The organism is Litoribrevibacter albus, from assembly GCF_030159995.1.
Taxonomy (GTDB): Bacteria; Pseudomonadota; Gammaproteobacteria; order Pseudomonadales; family Litoribrevibacteraceae; genus Litoribrevibacter; species Litoribrevibacter albus.
This window is the reverse complement of record NZ_BSNM01000011.1, coordinates 319655-340163: the sequence shown is the minus strand read 5'-3', so window position 1 is coordinate 340163 and position 20509 is coordinate 319655. Positions and strand designations below refer to the sequence as shown.

Annotated in this window: 18 protein-coding genes; 14 read left to right on the top strand and 4 right to left on the bottom strand. The window is 44.4% G+C overall.

The genetic code is table 11. The features are described from left to right. The first annotated feature begins 211 nt into the window (after positions 1-211). Entirely contained in the window at positions 212-565 is a 354-nt protein-coding gene (locus tag QQL66_RS08565; protein ID WP_284380986.1) for a DUF4112 domain-containing protein, read from the top strand. A gap of 326 nt (positions 566-891) precedes the next feature. Here QQL66_RS08565 and QQL66_RS08560 read toward each other — a convergent pair whose 3' ends face one another. Further along, entirely contained in the window at positions 892-2514 is a 1623-nt protein-coding gene (locus QQL66_RS08560; RefSeq protein ID WP_284380721.1) for a HAMP domain-containing sensor histidine kinase, read from the bottom strand. Continuing rightward, on the bottom strand, positions 2511-3047 hold the full coding sequence (locus QQL66_RS08555) for a YfiR family protein (RefSeq protein WP_284380720.1): 537 nt from the start codon (positions 3045-3047) through the stop codon (positions 2511-2513). The genes QQL66_RS08560 and QQL66_RS08555 overlap by 4 nt, the downstream gene beginning before the upstream one ends. 419 nt (positions 3048-3466) lie before the next feature. Here QQL66_RS08555 and lepA point away from each other — a divergent pair, with 419 nt between their 5' ends. From lepA to acpS, 8 genes are all read left to right on the top strand, one after another. After that, the gene (gene lepA, locus QQL66_RS08550) at positions 3467-5266 is read left to right on the top strand and encodes a translation elongation factor 4 (RefSeq protein WP_284380719.1); all 1800 of its coding nucleotides are present in this window, start codon (positions 3467-3469) and stop codon (positions 5264-5266) included. A 7-nt stretch (positions 5267-5273) separates the two neighbouring features. Then, the gene (lepB, locus tag QQL66_RS08545; RefSeq protein ID WP_431356907.1) at positions 5274-6098 is read left to right on the top strand and encodes a signal peptidase I; all 825 of its coding nucleotides are present in this window, start codon (positions 5274-5276) and stop codon (positions 6096-6098) included. Positions 6099-6160: 62 nt separating this feature from the next. Beyond that, positions 6161-6532: a DUF4845 domain-containing protein gene (locus QQL66_RS08540; RefSeq protein WP_284380717.1), complete on the top strand. Its 372-nt coding sequence runs from the start codon at positions 6161-6163 to the stop codon at positions 6530-6532. Between the two features lie 23 nt (positions 6533-6555). Beyond that, a complete protein-coding gene (gene rnc, locus QQL66_RS08535; RefSeq protein ID WP_284380716.1) occupies positions 6556-7257 on the top strand; it encodes a ribonuclease III in 702 nt (233 codons plus the stop codon). Between the two features lie 11 nt (positions 7258-7268). Then, positions 7269-8192 carry a GTPase Era gene (gene era / locus QQL66_RS08530; protein ID WP_284380715.1) on the top strand — a complete coding sequence of 308 codons (924 nt, stop codon included), beginning with the start codon at positions 7269-7271 and terminating at the stop codon, positions 8190-8192. Positions 8193-8200: 8 nt separating this feature from the next. Further along, positions 8201-8986 carry a DNA repair protein RecO gene (gene recO, locus QQL66_RS08525; RefSeq protein WP_284380714.1) on the top strand — a complete coding sequence of 262 codons (786 nt, stop codon included), beginning with the start codon at positions 8201-8203 and terminating at the stop codon, positions 8984-8986. A 40-nt stretch (positions 8987-9026) separates the two neighbouring features. Then, positions 9027-9761, top strand: coding sequence for a pyridoxine 5'-phosphate synthase (gene pdxJ, locus QQL66_RS08520; protein ID WP_284380712.1), 735 nt, complete (start codon positions 9027-9029; stop codon positions 9759-9761). After that, positions 9758-10135, top strand: coding sequence for a holo-ACP synthase (gene acpS, locus QQL66_RS08515; protein WP_284380711.1), 378 nt, complete (start codon positions 9758-9760; stop codon positions 10133-10135). The genes pdxJ and acpS overlap by 4 nt, the downstream gene beginning before the upstream one ends. A 22-nt stretch (positions 10136-10157) precedes the next feature. Here the strand turns inward: acpS and QQL66_RS08510 are convergent, their stop codons facing one another. After that, entirely contained in the window at positions 10158-13085 is a 2928-nt protein-coding gene (locus QQL66_RS08510) for a response regulator (protein ID WP_284380710.1), read from the bottom strand. Between the two features lie 237 nt (positions 13086-13322). On the opposite strand from QQL66_RS08510, the gene cysM reads away from it, so the two are divergent. From cysM to mazG, 4 genes are all read left to right on the top strand, one after another. Next, entirely contained in the window at positions 13323-14219 is an 897-nt protein-coding gene (cysM, locus tag QQL66_RS08505) for a cysteine synthase CysM (protein WP_284380709.1), read from the top strand. Between the two features lie 89 nt (positions 14220-14308). Further along, positions 14309-15721 (top strand): 23S rRNA (uracil(1939)-C(5))-methyltransferase RlmD, encoded by a 1413-nt coding sequence (gene rlmD / locus QQL66_RS08500; protein WP_284380708.1) that lies wholly within the window; start codon positions 14309-14311, stop codon positions 15719-15721. Between the two features lie 155 nt (positions 15722-15876). After that, positions 15877-18108, top strand: a complete 2232-nt coding sequence (gene relA / locus QQL66_RS08495; RefSeq protein WP_284380707.1) for a GTP diphosphokinase — start codon at positions 15877-15879, stop codon at positions 18106-18108. Between the two features lie 53 nt (positions 18109-18161). Then, positions 18162-18995, top strand: coding sequence for a nucleoside triphosphate pyrophosphohydrolase (gene mazG / locus QQL66_RS08490; RefSeq protein WP_284380704.1), 834 nt, complete (start codon positions 18162-18164; stop codon positions 18993-18995). Between the two features lie 138 nt (positions 18996-19133). Here the strand turns inward: mazG and QQL66_RS08485 are convergent, their stop codons facing one another. Further along, positions 19134-19481, bottom strand: coding sequence for a type 1 pili tip component (locus tag QQL66_RS08485; protein ID WP_284380702.1), 348 nt, complete (start codon positions 19479-19481; stop codon positions 19134-19136). Between the two features lie 344 nt (positions 19482-19825). Here QQL66_RS08485 and adk point away from each other — a divergent pair, with 344 nt between their 5' ends. Continuing rightward, a complete protein-coding gene (gene adk, locus QQL66_RS08480; RefSeq protein ID WP_284380700.1) occupies positions 19826-20482 on the top strand; it encodes an adenylate kinase in 657 nt (218 codons plus the stop codon). The last annotated feature ends 27 nt before the right edge of the window (positions 20483-20509 follow it).

Genomic DNA, 20509 nt, shown 5'->3' with positions numbered 1-20509 from the left:
AGTTTCTGGTTTTGAAGTGGTTATCGGTCTGCTTTGACAAGAGTTTGAGTCACTTGGACCTTCTTGTTATTCCTTGACCTTAAAAAGTAACCACCGGACTTTAACAATATGAGCACAATATAATTGTAAAAATTAGAATGTTCCTACTAAGGGGATAATTTGGGTACTATCAGGCTCTTAATGAAATTGAAAACCGGGAATGTTGAGTGTGATGCAATCGGAAGATGACCTGAAACTGAGCCTTAAACGACTTAATCGATTTTCACGGATAATGGAAACTCAATGGCGAATACCATTTACAAAAATTCGCTTTGGTTTGGATTTTCTTATTGGCTTGGTTCCTGTTGTAGGGGATGTCCTAACAGGGCTGTTGAGTCTTTGGTTAATCAAAGAGAGTCTGCGCTACCAACTGCCAAAACGTATCTATATCAAGATGGTTCTGAATGTACTGTTGGATGTACTGGTGGGCTCAATTCCACTTCTTGGGGATTTCTTTGACTTAATGTTTAAAGCCAATCGACGTAACTTAAAACTGGTAATTGAACACTTAGAGTCGTCTAAATAACTTTAGCTGTATGTGGTCACTCCCTAAATAGCTTTTTATAGAGCGTTCTTCCCACGGAGCGAGATATGGTGGATAAAACCAAAACGCCAGCAATAAGCCAAATCAAGCTGTCTTGGTCATTAATTGGAAAGAAGCTTTTGGCTATTACAACGACTGTTAGAATAATGGCAACGGAAAAGAAGCTTATGAATAGGTTTTCTTTAACAGACATGAGTCAGTGTTCAACGTATTGGTGTGTTTGAAGGGGAATAGTAAAACAACCGGTAACGATAAAACAGGGTTATGTAAAAGCAGGGTTGTATAAAACAGGGTTGTATAAAACAGCGTTACACAGTTCCTGCTTTTACTTTTTCCCAAGGGATCATAATGATGAAATGCGCTCCCTGTTCGGCGGAATTATCCAGTTCAATGCTTCCGTTTAAGGCTTGGGTGACTAAGTTGTAGATAATGTGTGTGCCTAAACCACTACCACCGGTATCCCTGTTTGTGGTGAAGAACGGATCGAAGATCTTCTGGGAAATGTCCGCAGAAATCCCTTTGCCAGAGTCTTTATAATCAATAACTAAGGTATCTTCTTCCAGTTTGGCAGAGATAAGAATGAGCCCGGTATCTGAAGGATTGAAGCCATGAATGATGGAGTTCATGATGAGATTGGTAAATATCTGGGAAAAGGCACCAGGGAAGCTGTTTAAGAACAGACTGGCATCCACATTCAGTTCCAGTGTCAGGTTGGTTTTACGTAGTTCTGGTCGTAGAGATGTAATAACGTCACTGAGATAGTTTTTGAGGTTAAATAATCGTTTTTCTTCGCTGGATTGATCCACCGCGACCATCTTGAAACTTTTAACCAGTTGGGCGGCTCGTTCAAGATTTGAGAACACCAGGTTATGGCATTCTTTGAGATTTCTTAGCGCATTCTCAAAGTTACTCTTACTGAGCTTGCCTTGATAAAAAGGTTCCTCTAATTCACTGATGATGTGTTCCAAGTGAGAGATCGCTGTAATGCCGATACCAATAGGGGTGTTAATTTCGTGAGCAACGCCGGCAACTAGGCTCCCTAGAGATGCCATCTTTTCCTGTTCAACCATTTGCTTTTGAGTGTTTTGGAGCTGTTGCAAACTATCCGTCAATTTTTGGTTGGCATTCTTTAGCTCATTGGTTCGCATTTCGACTTTTTTCTCAAGACTTTGATTGAGTCGAATGATTTCGTCTTCTTGTTCTTTTCTTTGCAAATCGTAGCGTTCTAATTCATCCAGCATACGGTTAAACGAACGGCTTAGCATGCCTAGCTCATCGTCCGATATCACTTCGGCACGTAAACCGTAATCCTGTTCTTTTGCTACTTTAGAGGTTGTCTCGGTAAGGATTTCTATCGGTTTTGTCAGCGCTTTCTGAGCGATGTTTGATATATAAAATGCAATCGCCAGTGCTGAGGCCACTGCAATGATGGTTAAGAACACGCTGTTGAATACTTGATTGTGCAAGTCTTTTAAATCAACAGTCAGAACGGTGTATCCAATAATACTGCCATCCAGTGTGATAGGTTCGAAGATATAGGCGTGTTCTTCTCCTAGATCCAGATCACTTTGATCAATGATTTTGTTGAAATTCTCCACGGACACAGAAGGGCCAAAAGTGGCAAAGACACTCAGTTCCTGAGTGAATTCATCTCGTTTTAAAATAGTGGCTGCAAGAATGTTTGGAGACACTTTAAGCGAGGCAAGGAGTTCATTTACGGCGTCTGTTTGTTCGAAACTGATACCTGCCGCAGATATCTGACCAATTAACTTAGCCTGAAGCCGTGATTGGGTGATTAGGTTTTCTTTCTGTTGAGTGACGATATTGATTTGTTGGGGTGTAACACTCACAACAACTGCGAGGATACTAACAGCAATAATGACGTAGAGTACTTTTCGTTGGAACGTTAATTTACTGAACCACTTGCTCATAAGTGTTTCCTCGCGAGTGATAGCAGCGCTGCATTGATATCCAATTGAGAGTCGTCCAGGTGTTGTTGATTAATGAAAAAGACCAGTTTGCCTTGTTGAATGTCGAGATAGATAAGACTCTCTGTTTTGTGCTCATTATGAGGTGAGCTGATCAGAAGTGTTGTGGTTTTATTCAGTTTTGCTTCCAGAGACTGTGCGGAGACAGTATCAAGATAAACCAGATGGCACTTGGGATCGTTGTTCTGGGGTAAGCTGGTTTGGTAATGATAAATCTGAAGGGTTCGGCCGTTAGATTGTTTTCCTGATACTCCTTTGCTTAATAGGCGATTTAGTGGTGCGAGTTCGTTACCCAGTAAACAAATATTAAGGTTTGAGCTTTGTTCAAAAAGATGATCAGGCCATTGAATAAATTTGGTGAACTTGTACAGATAAGCGGCTTCGATCTTTAGCATCTTGTTCTTATCAATGGTCTCGCTCAACACGGTTGAGGGGCAAAGAATAAATAAGGCTAACAGCGAATATAAGGTAGGCACCAATAGTGCCTTACTGCTAAGTAGATTTTTTACGGGGGTGCTAGAACTACCGTGATAATGGCCAATTCTTTGGGGAGAGGGCGGATTAGTGAAAAACAAACTCGTCATAGTAGGCAGTATTAAGATTGATTTCCAAACATGGATTTAAATCTATGACCTTATCCCCGTATCGCTATGTATTGTTTTGAAAGAGAAATAATCCACTAAGTATAGTCGAGAAGCCACTGATTTCTAGCTGAATCGCCCTCATTAAGCACTGCGCTTATGCTGAATTATATCTCTAAAGATTGATTTTTCATCGCTCAGGAAACACTGAATGTCGTTTTTTCTGATTATTTTCGCATTTGTGGTGAGTGGGCGGTCTTTTTAGTTTAAAATGCTCCGCTATTTGTTAAAAGTCGAAGTACGGCGAGGGTTTTGTGAGTTCTTTGGATCATATTCGTAATTTTTCAATTATTGCTCATATCGATCATGGTAAGTCCACGATTGCAGATCGTTTTATCCAGATCTGTGGTGGACTAAGTGAACGTGAGATGGCAGCACAGGTTTTGGATTCTATGGATCTTGAGCGTGAGCGTGGAATTACGATTAAGGCTCAGAGCGTGACTCTTAATTTCAAAAGCCAGGATGGTAATACGTATCAATTAAATTTCATTGATACGCCGGGACACGTTGACTTTTCCTATGAAGTATCCCGTTCATTAGCGGCGTGTGAAGGTGCCTTATTGGTTGTTGATGCCGCTCAGGGTGTGGAAGCACAATCGGTTGCGAACTGCTATACCGCAATCGAACAAGGTCTCGAGGTTGTTCCTGTTCTGAATAAAATGGACTTGCCTCAAGCCGAGCCTGATCGTGTTAAATCAGAAATTGAAGACATTATCGGTATTGAAGCGGAAGATGCTGTTCCTTGTAGTGCAAAAAGTGGTTTAGGCATTGAAGAAGTGCTTGAGGCGCTGGTTGCCAAGATTCCTGCCCCTGAAGGGAATGTCGATGCCGATCTCCAGGCGCTGATCATTGACTCCTGGTTTGATAACTATCTTGGCGTGGTTTCCTTGGTTCGTGTTAAGAACGGTACCTTAAAAAAAGGCGATAAGATCTCTATTAAGTCGACGGGGCAAGTCCACTCTGTTGATCGTATTGGTATCTTTACACCTAAGCGTACAGACACCGGAATATTAAAAGCCGGTGAAGTGGGCTTTATTTGTGCAAGTATCAAGGACATTCAAGGTGCGCCTGTAGGGGATACCATCACCCATCAAAAAACACCGGATGTTCCTAGTCTGCCAGGTTTCCAGAAGGTGAAACCTCAGGTTTACGCAGGGCTTTTCCCTGTGAGTTCGGATGATTACGAAGATTTCCGGGAAGCGTTGGCGAAGTTGACGTTGAATGATGCGTCTCTTTTCTATGAGCCGGAATCGTCAGATGCTTTAGGTTTTGGTTTCCGTTGTGGCTTCCTTGGGATGTTGCATATGGAGATCATTCAGGAGCGTCTTGAGCGCGAATATGATCTTGATTTGATCACAACTGCTCCGACTGTGGTATATGAAGTAGTTACCACAAAAGGTGAAACCATTCTGGTTGATAACCCGTCCAAGTTACCAGCAACAGCGTCTATCGCTGAAATGAGGGAGCCGATTGTTCGCGTGAATATTCTGGTTCCTCAGGATTACTTAGGGAATGTCATCAGCTTGTGTGTTGAAAAGCGCGGTATTCAAAAAGATATGCAGTTTGTCGGTGGCCAGGTAGCTCTTGCCTATGAAATCCCAATGAGTGAAGTGGTGATGGATTTCTTCGATCGTTTGAAATCCGTTAGCCGTGGTTTTGCGTCTCTTGATTTTACCTTTGAGCGTTTCGAGCCGTCAGACATGGTCCGATTAGATGTTCTTATCAACGGTGATCGTGTTGATGCTTTGGCGATTATTGTTCACCGCGCGATCAGTCAGAGTAAAGGTCGCGCATTGGTGGAAAAAATGAAAGAGTTGATTCCACGTCAAATGTACGATGTGGCAATTCAGGCGGCGATTGGTAACCAGGTGGTTGCTCGAACCAATGTAAAAGCATTACGTAAAAATGTAACGGCTAAATGTTACGGTGGTGACGTGAGCCGTAAGAAAAAATTGCTTCAGAAGCAGAAGGAAGGTAAAAAGCGTATGAAGCAAGTGGGTAATGTAGAAGTACCACAAGAAGCATTCTTAGCAGTATTAAGGGTAGATGACTGATATGGATATCGATTTTCCACTGGTTTTGGTGGTATTAACGTTTGCGTGTGCACTGGGATGGGTATTTGATTTTCTAGTGTTGAGAAAGCCTAGAAGTCTGCAATTGGCTCAGGCTCGAACTGATATGGGGCTTTCTCAAGATCAAGAGCTTAGCAACGATCAACAACATATTCTTGATAAGATCGCAAAAGAGCCATATTTGGTTGAGCTGAGTAAGTCATTTTTTCCAGTTTTCTTTGTTGTTCTGGTCGTTCGGTCTTTTCTTGTTGAGCCGTTTCAGATTCCCTCTGGCTCTATGTTGCCTACCTTGAAGGTTGATGACTTCATTCTTGTAAATAAATTTGAGTATGGGGTGCGTCTTCCGGTTGCCGGAACCAAAGTGATTCCTTATAAGGATCCCGCTCGTGGCGATGTAATGGTTTTCAAATTTCCAAATAATCCAAAAATTAACTTTATTAAGCGCGTGGTTGGACTACCGGGAGACAGGATTCGTTACCAAGACAAGCAATTGTTTATTAACAACCAGTTGATTGAGACGCAATTGGCGCAGGCGCCAAGCTTGCAAAATCGTATGGGACGCTATACTGAACAGTTAGGAGCGGTGTCTCACTCCATTTACAAAGCCAACTCATCAGCGCGAGTAAATAAGACTTGGGTGGTACCTGAGGGGCATTACTTCGTTATGGGCGATAACCGAGATAACAGTAATGACAGTCGCTTCTGGGGCTTTGTTCCAGATAATTTGGTAGTTGGTAAGGCATTCGCTGTATGGATGCACTGGGAAAGTATCTTTAGCTTGCCTACGTTTGGTGAGAACCGTTGGATAGAGTAATAGCCATTAAGGTTTTTCAATTCAAACTGAGTAATTCATTGTTAGATATGTCGAGGTGAAGGATGAATAGCCGTAATCAACAGGGTTGGACAATGTGGTCGCTGGCTTTTTCTTTGTCAATCATAGGCTTTTTTGCTTGGATTGGGTTAAAGATCTTTCCTCTGTATATGGATAACAGCACTATTCATTCGGTTTTAGAACCGTTAGCTCAAGATCGAACATTAGTTGATGAGTCTTATGACTCCATTAGCAGAACTATTTTAAAGCGATTGAGTATCAATAGTATCAGGTGGATACAAGATAAGGATATCGAATTCGTAGAAGAAGATCAGTACACCCAAGTCCGCATAGATTATGAAAAGCGTATCAAGATGGTTTCAAATATTGATCTGATAGTGACCTTCGAGAACCACGTTAATTTACCCAATAACTAGGATTAATTCTTTTAAATTCTTTAATGACAAATCAATACATTTCTTTATATAACCAGTTAGGTTACCACTTCCAGGACGAGGCTCTGTTGGAGCTGGCTCTTAGTCACCGAAGTGTCGGTGGTAAAAACAATGAACGTTTAGAGTTTCTCGGCGATTCCATATTAAATTATGTGATCGGTGAGGATCTCTATCACCGTTTTTCTGACGCTCAGGAAGGGCAGCTCAGTCGTCTTCGTGCTCGCATGGTGAAAGGCGCAACCTTGGCTGAATTAGGCCGTGAATTTGGCTTGAGCGAATACATGAAAATGGGGTCGGGAGAGCTCAAAAGCGGTGGCTATCGTAGAGATTCCATTCTGGCTGATGCAGTTGAGGCCATTATTGGCGCCATCCATCTTGAAAATCATGGCGATATGGCGGCATGTAAACGCGTTATCCTTAACTGGTATCAGTCTCGCTTAGAAAAACTATCCGTTAAAGACACGTTGAAAGATCCTAAAACGCGTTTGCAAGAGTTTCTGCAATCTAGGCAACAACCTTTACCTCAGTACGAGGTTGTCAATGTTAAGGGACAGGCGCACCAGCAGACTTTCTTTGTGGAATGTCGTGTGGAGAGCTTGGAAGAGGTTGCTTATGGAAAAGGAACCAGTCGAAGAATTGCTGAACAGGTGGCAGCTGGTGAGGCACTTATTCTTTTGGGTGTGGACACTCGAGAAGAGAAACAATAGGCGTAGGTGCAATGACCATCGAAGACCAAACTCAAGAACCTCAACAGCGGTGTGGCTATGTTGCTATCGTCGGACGTCCGAATGTTGGGAAGTCGACGTTACTGAATAAGATCTTAGGTCAAAAGATTAGTATTACCTGTCGTAAGCCACAAACCACCAGACATCAAATCATTGGTGTGAAGACCGAAGGTGATGTGCAGGCGGTATATGTTGATACTCCAGGACTGCATCTTAACAAAGAGAAAGCATTGAACCGCTTTATGAACAAAGCGGCATCATCAGCGCTTGAAGGCGTAGATGTGGTTGTTTTTATTATTGATCGCACAGCCTGGACTGAAGAAGAAGACTTTGTTCTGGATAAGATCAAACGTTCAGGTATTCCGACGATTCTAGCAATCAATAAAGTGGATTGGTTAGAAGATAAAGAGTCTCTATTGCCTTTCATGCAAGAGATCAGTCAGAAACATGATTTTGTTGAAATGATCCCTATCTCCGCGAAAACCGGGCGACAAGTAGATGTTTTGGAAGAGAAGGTGGAATCGTTCCTTCCAGAGAGTATTCACTTTTATCCGGAAGATCAGCTAACCGATCGAAGTTCCCGCTTTTTGTCGGCAGAAATTGTGCGAGAAAAAGTTATGCGTTCTTTGGGTGAGGAAGTACCTTACCAAATGACCGTGATGGTAGAGCGTTTCAAGGTCATTAAAGGGCGTATCCACATTGACGCGGTTATCTACGTGGAAAAGCAAGGTCAGAAGCTCATCCTGATAGGTAATAAAGGCGGTCGGATCAAGCAGATTGGTATCGATGCGCGTCAGGATATGGAGCGGTTGTTTGATAACCAAGTGGTGCTTAAGCTTTGGGTTAAAGTGAAAAGTGGTTGGTCTGACGACGAGAGAGCTCTTCAAAGCCTGGGTTATTTTGATCAGTTGGATTGATTCTTTCTATGCGAGAGCGAGTAGACTTTGAGTCCGCTTGCCTGATTCATCACCGGGTAGTGGGTGAACAGGATGCTGTCGTTACTGTGTTTTCAAGGCGCTATGGGCGCCTTTCTTTGTGGGTCCAGGGAAAGTTAAGTCAACCTGGATCCATTCCTTTATTCAAGCCAATGCTGATTTCCTGGCGGAGCAAAGGAAGTTCTCATCAGCTCATTAAGTTGGAAGTTGATTCGGCATACCCCACCTTATTAAAAGCGGAACTGACTTCTGAATATTTATTCAGTGCGTTCTATGTCAATGAATTGATACAGCACTTTCTGCCAGAGTTGGCTGATTCATCATCTTTGTATGATGATTATCTCTGGTATTTGGAGTCGATGGCACAAAGAGTGTTCATCGAGCCTGTGTTGAGAATCTTTGAACGTCAATTGTTGATTAGTTCTGGTTGGTTGAATGACTTGTCGGTTGATTTGCTGACCGGAGAGGCGATTCGCGCTGATGCATATTACATTGCAGTCAATCATGAGCATTATGGTGTTGGGGTAACACTATTGAGAGCAGAGCCTCAAACGTATCACTCAGCTCAAGTCAGTAACGAAATTGAAGCTACTAAGACCTCACAAGCTTGCCGAATTCTTGGGGCGACGTTAATAGCATTCAATTCAAATAATCTGTCGAATCAGGTGTCTTTAAATGAAGTTAAAGGGCTGATGCGATGGTTTATCCGTTGTTTATTGAATGGAAAACCGTTAAAAAGCAGATCTCTATTCAAAAGTTTTAAACTGACATTATAAACTTACGACTTGTACATCAATTTAAACAGGGCAGACATTCATGACCAATAAAATTCTTCTTGGCGTCAATATCGATCATATAGCAACCCTACGCCAAGCTCGTGGTACTCAATATCCTGATCCTGTCTATGCGGCGGCTATTGCAGAAGAAGCAGGCGCTGATGGCATCACTGTTCACTTGAGAGAAGATCGTCGACACATTCAGGATCGTGACATTTATGTCTTGAAAGAGACTCTGACGACTCGAATGAATTTAGAGATGGCAATCACGGATGAAATGGTTGCTATTGCAGAGAAAGTTAAGCCGGCTCATTGCTGCTTGGTGCCTGAGAAACGTGAAGAACTGACCACCGAAGGTGGCTTGGATGTGGTTGGCAACGAAGCTCAGGTTGCAAGTGCTGTTAAACGTCTTGCTGAGGCGGGCATTGAAGTTTCGTTATTCATCGATCCTGAGCCAGCACAGCTGGAGGCCGCAGTTCGATGCGGTGCTCCGGTAGTAGAGCTTCACACTGGTGCCTATGCCGAGGCGGAATCTCATGATGTTGAGTTAGCTGAGCTTAAACGAGTAGAAAGTGCCGTTAGATTTGGCTTGGATAAAGGTTTGATCGTTAATGCTGGTCATGGCCTGCATTACCACAATGTACAGCCTATTGCTGCGATCCCGGGGATTAATGAATTAAATATTGGTCACGCGATCATAGCTCGTGCAGTATTCAGTGGCCTTTCTGAGGCCGTGACAGAAATGAAACGCTTGATGCGTGAAGCGGCCGTATGATTGTAGGAATTGGCACCGATATTTGTGACATTGCTCGAATGGAGCGTGTTATCAAACGTCAGGCAAAGTTTGTTGATCGTGTTCTTACTGAGCCAGAATTGGCTCAGTATCATCAACGAAAAACGCCAAGTGTCTTTCTGGCAAGCAGGTTTGCGGCAAAAGAGGCTGCCCTTAAAGCATTAGGTACCGGGCTCGCTCAGGGAATCAGTTGGAAGGATGTGGAAGTCAGTAACCTGGCATCCGGGCAACCCGTCCTTACATTTTCTGGGCGTGCCAGTGAGATTGCTCAAGAAAAAGGGGTGTCAATTATTCACCTTTCGCTTTCTGATGAGCAATCTCATGCCATTGCATTTGTAGTACTTGAATCAGACTGATCTTGATTACTTTTGATAACGTTTATTTTTGATCAGTCACGATCCAGTCAGATGCACTTACCCAGGCTTTAATGGTGTCTACCTCGGCCAGAAATGCTTGATAATACTCTTCGATTTGTACGTTCGGTGCATCTTCTTTGATTGCACTTTCAAAGTTATGACAGATTTCCCTCAATTTAGGCACCCCTGTATATCGGGTTCCGCCGTGTACTTTGTGGACGCTGTTCAATAAGTCATTTCGTGATCCATTAGCCAAGGCTGAGGTAATAGGAGGAATGTCTCGATCAAAGCTCGCAACCAGCATGCTGAGCATATCTTTGGCGAGATCTTCCTTGTTGGCTGCCAGTTTCAAACACTCCTCAATATCCACGCTGTTACCGTTCATCTCAGAGTTGTCTTGTGTAGGATTTTCCTGAGAAGCGTTTTCGTGTCGGATTCCTTGCTGAGTGCTGATTTGAGTTCCTGGTAGTTCAAGTTTTGGTCTATTCGGTTCAAGTAATATTGGCGTATTTGTCGCTTGCGAGGTAGCACCAACCCCTTTATCTACCCACTTGGCAATGGTTGCGGATAACTGATCCTCAGATACAGGTTTTGTTAGATAATCGTTCAGACCTGCTTGGATCAGCGCTTCTTTCTCGCCGGAAAGTGCATGGGCGGTTAGTGCGATGATCGGGATTTGTAGGTACTTACGTTCGTCGAGACTTCGAATGGTTTTGGTTGCTTCAACGCCATCCATTACCGGCATTTGAATGTCCATAAAGACCAGATCCGGCACTTCAATTTGAACCTGTTCTACGGCTTCGGCGCCATTTTTGGCTTCGGAAACCTTATGGCCTAAATCTTCGAGCAGTGTTCTTAACAGTTTTAAGTTTGCTTCGTTGTCATCCACAGCAAGAATATGAATGCCTTTTTGAGGTACTTTTGAATGCTCAGGTAAGTGTTCATGCACATTATGTTTATGAAGTTGTGCGGGATAGAAGAAATTATTTATGAGTGTTTCATGCAATTTCGCTGAAATAATCGGCTTGGTTAAGCAAGAAACATTCAGCAACTGAAAGCGCTGAACCGTTTGTTGATCCGTGGTATTGATTAACACAATGATAGGAAGGTTCAGGTGTTCCTGGAGTCGCCTTATGGTTTCAATGATTTGCTGACTTTCAAGTTGGTCCTGGCCTACTCCCATAATGATGGTGTCGAAGGGGGATTGGCTCTCATTTGCCTGGAAGGCCAGCTCTTCAAGGATGTCCAGGTCATCGACTTCATCTGCGTCCATTTCCCACTGCTGAATACAATGAGACAGGGCCAAACGTGCTGTTGGGTGAGTATCAAAAATAAGCGCACGTTTCTCCATAAGACGATTTACTTCATATATGGTATTACTCTCTTCGGCTTTTTGAATCTTGACTGTAAACCAGAAGGTTGACCCTTGGTTGAGAGCACTTTCAACGCCGATATCGCCGCCCATGTGTTCCACCAGTTTTTTCGAGATCACAAGCCCGAGGCCGGTTCCACCATATTGTCGGGTGGTGGAAGTGTCGGCTTGAGTAAAGGCTCTGAACAGCTCTTGCTGCTGATCTTCTGTCATGCCGATTCCAGTATCCGTGACCGATATCTTCAAGGTGACGGTGTTCTGTTTTTGCTCCTCCAGCATAGTGCGAACAATGACACTGCCTTTGTTGGTAAATTTGATGGCGTTGTTGACCAGGTTGGTGATGATTTGTTTAAGGCGTAACGGATCACCGATTAAATCGCCGGGTACATCGCTGTAGACCAAGGATACAAGTTCGAGTCCTTTGTCCTGACCGGCAGGTGCCATCATGGTCAGTACATCTTCTACCAAGTCCCTGAGATTCATTGGCGTCTTGTCGAGCACCAATTTACCGGCTTCAATTTTCGAGAAATCCAGAACGTCATTGATAATGGCGAGTAGGCCTTCGGAGGACTTCTTAATCGTGTTGATGTAGTCCAGTTGTCGAGCAGTAAGCTGGGTTTTTAAAATAAGGTTGGTGAATCCGATAATCCCGTTCAACGGTGTTCGGATCTCGTGACTCATGTTTGCCAGGAATTCAGACTTAATCTGGCTCGCTTTAAGTGCTTCTCGACGAGTCAGGTTTAGTTCCACGTTCTGGATTTCGATTTGTTCGAGGGTTTGTCGGTAATCTTCGGTGGCCTGATCAATGCTCTGCTGCATTTCGTCGTATGCTGTTTTCAGGGAGGAGGCCATGGAGTTAATCCCGCTTTCCAGAATACGTAACTCGCCTCCGGATTCTGAATTGATTCGAACGTCCAGATTGCCTTGCTTAATACTTTCCACCGCTTGCGTCAGTTTTATCAGCGGGGTCGTAATTTCCCGGCTGAATCGAATGGTAATGATGGTACACACTAAAATGCCACTGAATAACAGCAGGCAGGAAGTTAACAAAGCCTGATATTTCTTGAGTTCGGTATTGGTTAAAGACAGTTCCAATTCGGCCCAACCGATTTTCTCTGAAAACAGTTCGTCTTGTTTGAAGCCAATGGCGGATAAGTCGAGATTTTCATAGCTGGCGAGGTTTTGAGCGAAGATAGGCGTGATCAGTCGAATGGAGTCTTGAAAATGGCGGATTTGAATTTCATTAGGTAGTTCGTCTCTGTCATCAATGATTTTCATGTCTGGGCCAGAGTGAACAATCTCATTTTGGAATCGGTTGTAAATGCGGGCAGAACGAACATCCAGTTCGTTGAGAGTGCTGTTCGCCACCTTCTGAAGAACGTCTTTATTATTACTCACCAGACCATATTCACACGCTGGGGCAAGCTGACGAATAGTGGCTAAGCCACGCTGTTCTACCAGCGTATCCAGATCATCCAATCTGACCTTAATGAAGTATCCGCCCAGAACACAGGAAATCGCGATCAGAGGCAGAAGCGTAATAAGCAGGATGCGAGATTGTATGCCCCAATTTTTCATAGGAATGCTCATAATTTGAAAATTTATAATAATCTTGTATAAAAATAGTGCTTTATATTCTTATTAGTGAGTAATAAAACAGCGTATGATATCGACCTGAATGATAACTCTAACGCACTCATTCTGTTTAATGAATGTTGTTTAACATTAACTTTAAACTAAATGAGACCTTTTCAGAGACTCCTCAATTGATAGTTTCGGGTGATATCACCCTACCTAGGCAGATAGGATTAGTACATGAGCCAGGATTATCCAACGATTGAACAATGCGTCGGTAATACCCCTTTAGTTCGTCTTCAGCGATTAAACCCAAACCCAAGTAACGTTGTTCTGGTGAAACTGGAAGGCAACAATCCGGCTGGATCAGTGAAAGATCGACCTGCATTGTCGATGATTCAACAAGCCGAAGAACGTGGTGATATTAAACCGGGCGATTGTTTAATCGAAGCAACCAGCGGTAATACGGGGATTGCGTTAGCGATGGCGGCGGCGATTAAAGGCTATCGAATGATTTTGATCATGCCGGATAATATGAGTGAAGAGCGTAAGCTGGCGATGACGGCCTATGGTGCGGAATTAATTACCGTAACCAAGGAAGAAGGCATGGAGGCGGCTCGGGATCTTGCATTACAGATGCAAGACGAGAAAAAGGGCGTCGTGCTTAATCAATTTGGTAATACAGATAATCCGTTAGCCCACTATAAAGGGACTGGCCCGGAGCTTTGGCAGCAAACCAATGGTCAGATCACCCATTTTGTCAGTTCAATGGGGACGACAGGTACGATCATGGGGACGTCTCGCTATTTGAAAGAAATGAATCCGGACATCCGCATTGTTGGACTTCAGCCTCAGGAAGGCGCAGCGATTCCTGGAATTCGCCGTTGGCCGATCGAATATTTACCTTCCATCTATGAAGATTTTCGTGTGGATGAAAAGGTCGACATGTCTCAAGAGAAGGCGGAGCAAGTCATGAAAGATCTCGCTAAGAAAGAAGGGATCTTCTGTGGTGTCTCTTCAGGCGGAGCGGTTGCGGCTGCGCTGGAATTGTCTGAGCGAGTCAATAATGCGACCATTGTCGCCATTATTTGTGATCGGGGTGATCGATACTTATCAACCGGTGTCTTTAACGACTAGTTGCTATTCTTTAGATCATTCAAGAAATCCCAAGGTATGGCCTGATCTAATGATCAGGCTTTTTGTTATCTCATCTGTGAATTTCCATTATGGCAAAATCTACTTCCGGTTTTAAAAATAAACGTCGTGGTGGCTATCGTAAGCCCGCTAACAATATTCAGACATCAGGTAAACAGGGAGGCAGTTCCAGTGGCTCCCCTCAATTCATTGAAGTCGATGTCGATCGGTTATCTTATGACGGAAAGGGGATAGCTCGCTTTAATGGACGTGCGTGTTTTATCCCTGATGCATTACCGGGAGAAAAGGTTAAGGCGCAGATTACCGCAGCGAACAATAAGCGAGTAGAAGCAAAGCTCATCAAGGTTTTGGAGGCCAGCACTGAACGGGTTACACCGCAGTGTCCTGTCTATGAAGAGTGTGGTGGGTGTGATTTACAGCACATGAGTCATCAATCCCAAATAGCTCATAAGCAAACCGTTGTTGAGCAATTGCTGCTTCGCGGAACCGACCTGGAACAGGTAAGCTGGCATGAGCCAATTGTCAGCGAGAATCAAGGTTATGGATATCGTAGGAAAATTCGCCTCGCCTGTTATTACGATGCGTCATGTCAGGTGCTCAAAGTAGGGTTCCGAGCCGCCCGAAGTAAGAAAATTGTCCCTGTCTCTGACTGTGCGATTGTTACTAACGAAATGAAAGCCTTATTAAAGGCGGTATACGGTTTAGTAGAGCAGCTCCATCAGGATGTCACCAAAACAAGCGTACTTCGTCAATTTGCCCATATTGAGTGCGTTGCTGATCAAGACAGTCAGTCGGTCTGTTTCCGACTATTGGAGAGGTTGCCTGAACCAGTTGAGTCGATTGTCAGTCAATGGGCTGAGACAAATGAGCTGAATCTTTGGTTCCGAGTGGGGAATGAGCCTTTAACCCTGAAACGGGGTATGGAATCCGTCTCTTGCCTGAAAGATGGCGTAAAGCTTGCCTACTCTCCAGAAGATTTCTTGCAGGTGAACGCCGGGGTTAATGACAACCTGGTGCAGCGTGTGATGGAAGTCTTGAATATTCAGGCCTCAGATCGGGTGTTGGATTTGTTCAGTGGCTTGGGCAACTTTACTCTATCCAGTGCGAAACGCGCCAAGCGTGTAAAAGCCGTTGAAGCGATAGATGTAATGGTAGAAAAGTCACTGGATAACGCCAGGTTGAATCAGTTAGAGAATGTCGACGCGGAAGTTCAGGATTTATTCGATGAAGCAGCGTTGCAATGGCTTGATGATTCGTGTGATTGTCTGATTTTAGACCCGCCTCGAGCGGGTGCGGAACTGATCTCGCAGCATGTAGGTCGAACCAAAGCAAGACGCATCGCTTATGTCTCTTGCAACCCACAGTCGTTGGCTCGGGACAGCCAGTGGATTTTGCAACAAGGGTATCAATTGGACAGTCTGACCTTATTGGATATGTTTCCTCAGACATCTCATATTGAAACGTTGGCGGTTTTTACAAAATAAAGTTCTGTTGACTCAGAACCTGAATTGCTCGGTTTGATTTGATAGACTGGCGAAACTTTGAAAGATCACGATACTGAAATACACATGAAAATTAAGGCGTATGGTGTAAGTCTTCATGTGGAAGTTAGACGCGCGCCCTAAGGAAGTAATGGATTATGGTTACAGTTCGACAAGATCAACCTCTAACTACGGATGGGCATCTCGATGCCGATCAATGGCTGCAACTGCTGTCAGATAAGGTTGAAATCCAAGACATCGCTCAGATTCGGTATGCCTGTCATGTGGCGGAGGTAGCCCAGTTTAGCTCCGAATTTGGCGAAAACACCTGGCCTGAAGGCTATGGTTGCATGAACGTCGGCATTGAAATGGCTGAAATTCTGGCTGACCTGCAATTGGACCAGGACACTCTTGTCGCCGCTATTGTCTATCGTGCTGTTCGTGAAGAACGATTATCCATTGAGCGGGTTCGAACTGAACTTGGTGAGACGGTTGCCAACCTGATCGAAGGTGTTTTGCAAATGGCCGCCATTGGAACGCTGGTTTCCCCTACCAATAATATTGTACTTGGCCAACAGCAGACCCAAATGGATAACATCCGGAAAATGCTGGTGGCAATGATCGACGACGTACGAGTTGCTCTGATCAAGCTGGCAGAACGGACGTGTGCCATTCGTGCGGTTAAGAATGCCGGTCGTGAACGTAAGATGCGTGTGGCGAGGGAAGTGTTTCATGTGTACGCCCCTCTCGCACATCGATTAGGCATTGGTCACATCAAGTGGGAATTGGAAGATTTATCTTTCCGCTATCTTGAGCCGCTTTCTTACAAGCGCATTGCCAAACTGTTGGAAGAGAAGCGATTGGATCGCCAGAAGTACATAGAAAATGTTATCGAATTGCTTCAACAGTCTTTGGAGCGGATGAACATCGATGCTGAGATCAGCGGTCGGGTGAAACATATTTACAGCATCTGGCGGAAGATGCAGCGTAAGAAGATTCCGTTTGATCAGGTCTATGATATTCGAGCCGTTCGTATTCTGGTGAAAGAAGTTCGGGATTGCTATGCCATCCTTGGGGTCGTGCATTCATTGTGGAAGCACATTCCTCAGGAGTTTGACGATTACATTGCCTCGCCTAAGCCAAATGGTTATCAGTCATTGCATACGGCTGTAATCGGACCGTCAGGACGTTCGGTAGAGATCCAGATTCGTACGTTTGACATGCATGAAGATGCAGAGCTGGGAGTTTGTGCTCATTGGCTATATAAAGGCACTGATACCAAGTCCAAAAAAGATGCCTACGAAGAAAAAATTATGTGGCTTCGTCAGGTGCTTGAATGGCAAGACGATATGGGCTCTCTGGACGGGCTTGGGGATGAACTGGATCTGGGGGTCGCCCAAGACCGGGTGTATGTGTTCACCCCGAATGGCCATGTGGTGGATCTTCCTTCGGGGTCAACACCGTTGGATTTTGCCTACAAAGTACACACCGAAGTAGGCCATGCCTGCCGTGGTGCCAAGGTGAATGGGAAAATTGTTCCTCTGAACTACAAAGTGAAGACTGGGGAACAGATTGAAATTCTGACCGCAAAAGAGGCCAAACCGAGCCGTGACTGGCTGAACTCGGATTTGGGATATCTGAACTCTGGTCGGGCTCGTGCCAAAGTACAGCACTGGTTTAAAGAGCAGGCAAGAGAACAGAACATCATTGATGGTCGTGAGCTGTTGATTCCTGAGCTTAAGAAAGTTTCTCTACAGAAGATTGACCTGGAAAAATTGGCCAGTCTTTTGACCATTCCTTCCGAAGAAGAGTTGTTTGCTCGTATTGGTGCTGGTGATTTACGACTTGGGCAAGTGATACATGCAGCCCAGTCCTTCCTTAAGCCTGTGAAGCCGGAAGAGAAAGCGGTTGAATTGTCTCAACCTAAACCAAGAGGTAATGAAGATATTCAGGTGCTTGGGGTGGGCAGTCTTATGTCGACTTTGGCATCCTGCTGTAAGCCTGTACCTGGTGACCCTATTGTGGGCTACATCACCCGAGGAAAAGGCGTCAGTATTCACCGTCAGGATTGTCCTAATGTCTTGTATCTTCAGAAGACAGACGATGAACGTATGATTTCTGTGGATTGGGGGCATGAGCCTACGGATACCTATCCGGTTGATATTAAGATTACGGCGTATGATCGCCCCGGCTTATTACGTGATATCACGTTAATTCTGGCGAACGAAGGAATTAACCTTACTGCAATGCATACACAATCTGATAAGAGTGAAAGCATTGCTACCATGATTATCACGGCGGAGATCAGTGATCTATCCGACTTAAGTCGAGTGATCACCAAAATTGATCAGCTACCAAACATTATTGATGCTCATCGTCACAGTGATTAGCTGGATGGTTAGATCGATAATAAGGCTCGTAGAACATAAGAACTGGATTGGCTGTGACCGAACAAAAATACAACCTTGATGACTTGATTCATTTGATGGATCGATTGCGCGATCCCGAAGGCGGTTGCCCGTGGGATCTCAAACAGACCTTTGACACTATTGTTCCTCATACGTTGGAGGAAGCGTATGAAGTGGCCGAAGCCATTGCCAAGCAGGAGTGGGGGGAACTCAGGAAAGAATTGGGTGACTTGATCTTTCAGGCAATTTTTTACAGTAAGTTGGCAGACGAGCAAGGTTGGTTTGATTTTCATGATGTGATTGATGGCTTGGTGTCTAAAATGCTTCGCCGTCATCCTCACGTGTTTCCTGACGGGCGCTTACGTGGCCAGAGTCAGGATAATGCCTCAATATCTGATGAGACACTGCATCAGCAATGGGATGCCATTAAAGCCCGGGAGCGTAGCCTAGCCTCTAAAGACGGTGCGCAATCAGCGAGTGCACTCGATAATATCACTGATGGATTGCCAGGGTTGATCAAGGCTTGGAAGCTTCAGAAGAAAGCCTCTAAGGTCGGTTTTGATTGGGATGATTTGAGCGGGGTAAAAGAGCAGTTAATCTCCGAGTTGAAGGAAGTAGAAGAAGCACAAGATCCAGATCATATTGAAGAAGAGATTGGGGACTTGCTGTTTTGTTGCGTGAATCTGGCCAGGCATCACGGTGTTCATCCTGAATCTGCTTTGATGAAAGCCAACCTGAAGTTTGAACGCCGATTTAGAGCTATGGAAAGGTTAGCAGAAGAGCGACAACAGGATTTCACTGCCTTAACTCTGGATGAAAAAGATCAACTGTGGCGCGATGTAAAAGCGTTGGAAAGAAAATCGGGCTGATTGAAACAGAAAAGAGATGAGAGTGATCTTCCGGCATGGCACGACCAGAAGGCTCTCATCATGAAGGGAGACGAAAATTCGTTGCTACCCACTACCTGCGACCCGCTGCTACCTGGTAATACAGGTCTTGGGGGTAGGTTACTGCTCAGGGCAGTTGGCAGCATTCTTTAGACGCTTAATGTGCTCTCTGGTCAGTTGTAAGTAGCGGGGTGTTAAACCGCTGTCTTCGTAAATAGGGTCACCTTCCTCATCCGTAGCCACAACTTTACTCCCTTTGATATAAGGGAAAGACGCTTCGACTTCATCTAGTGCAATGTGCAGTAATTCTCGAATGATGTCCTCCGAGTCGAGTTTGGGATAGAGATCTGCCAATGCATTTATTCTTGCGGCATCCTGCCGGGAAAGTTTGACTGAATATTCTTTGTCATCGAGTGTTTGAGAGGCGTGGTTCTGCCATTCCTGCAGCAGAGATTGTAATCTTTTCATGGTTACCTACCTTACTTTGATAGTCGTGCAGTGTGTCTCTTGATGTACTGGATGTATGGGTGAGTCACCAACTGCAAAAAAGCTCCATGAGATCTGATGATCTTCATTAAAAGTTTAGTTCAAAGCTGTGAGCCTTCTATCGTATTTAAGGTTGAAAATGTAGAAATTAGTAACCCTTGTGTGGAAATGTAATTTCAATGACTTAATTTGTGAGTAGAAAAGATCTCAACACGAGCAAAGATTGAGTCAGCTCACGTTAACTTGGCTTTGAACCAAGCGTGACTAGCTTATCGGGATATAAAGACCTATAATTCCTGCCAATTTTATTTAACTAGGGGAACCCCATGCGAGTCATTTTGTTAGGCGCACCAGGCGCTGGTAAAGGGACACAGGCACAAAATATCACCAAAGAATTTGGTATTCCTCAAATCTCTACGGGTGATATGTTACGTGCTGCAGTTAAGGCTGGTACACCATTGGGCCTTAAAGTGAAAGAAGTTATGGAAACTGGTGGTCTGGTATCTGACGACATCATTATTGCGCTGGTTGAAGAGCGCATTCAACAAGATGACTGTAAAAATGGTTTCCTATTTGACGGTTTCCCTCGCACTATTCCTCAAGCAGAAGCAATGAAGCAAGCAGGTGTTGACATCGACCATGTTTTGGAAATTGATGTTGAAGACGAAGAAATCGTTAAGCGCATGAGTGGCCGTCGTGTTCACGAAGGTTCTGGTCGTGTTTACCACGTGATCTACAATCCACCTAAAGAAGAAGGTAAGGATGACGAAACCGGTGAACCTTTGATGCAACGTGATGATGATCAGGAAGCGACAGTACGTAAGCGTCTTGCTATTTATCATGAACAAACCAAGCCTCTAGTGACGTATTACTCTGAGTGGGCTGCTTCTGGTGAAGCAAATGCGCCTAAGATTCATAAAGTGGCTGGCGTTGGTGAAGTTTCTGAAATTCGTGATCGTGTAATGAACTCGTTAAACGGTTAATGTTGCAATGATCCTGAAAGGTCTAAA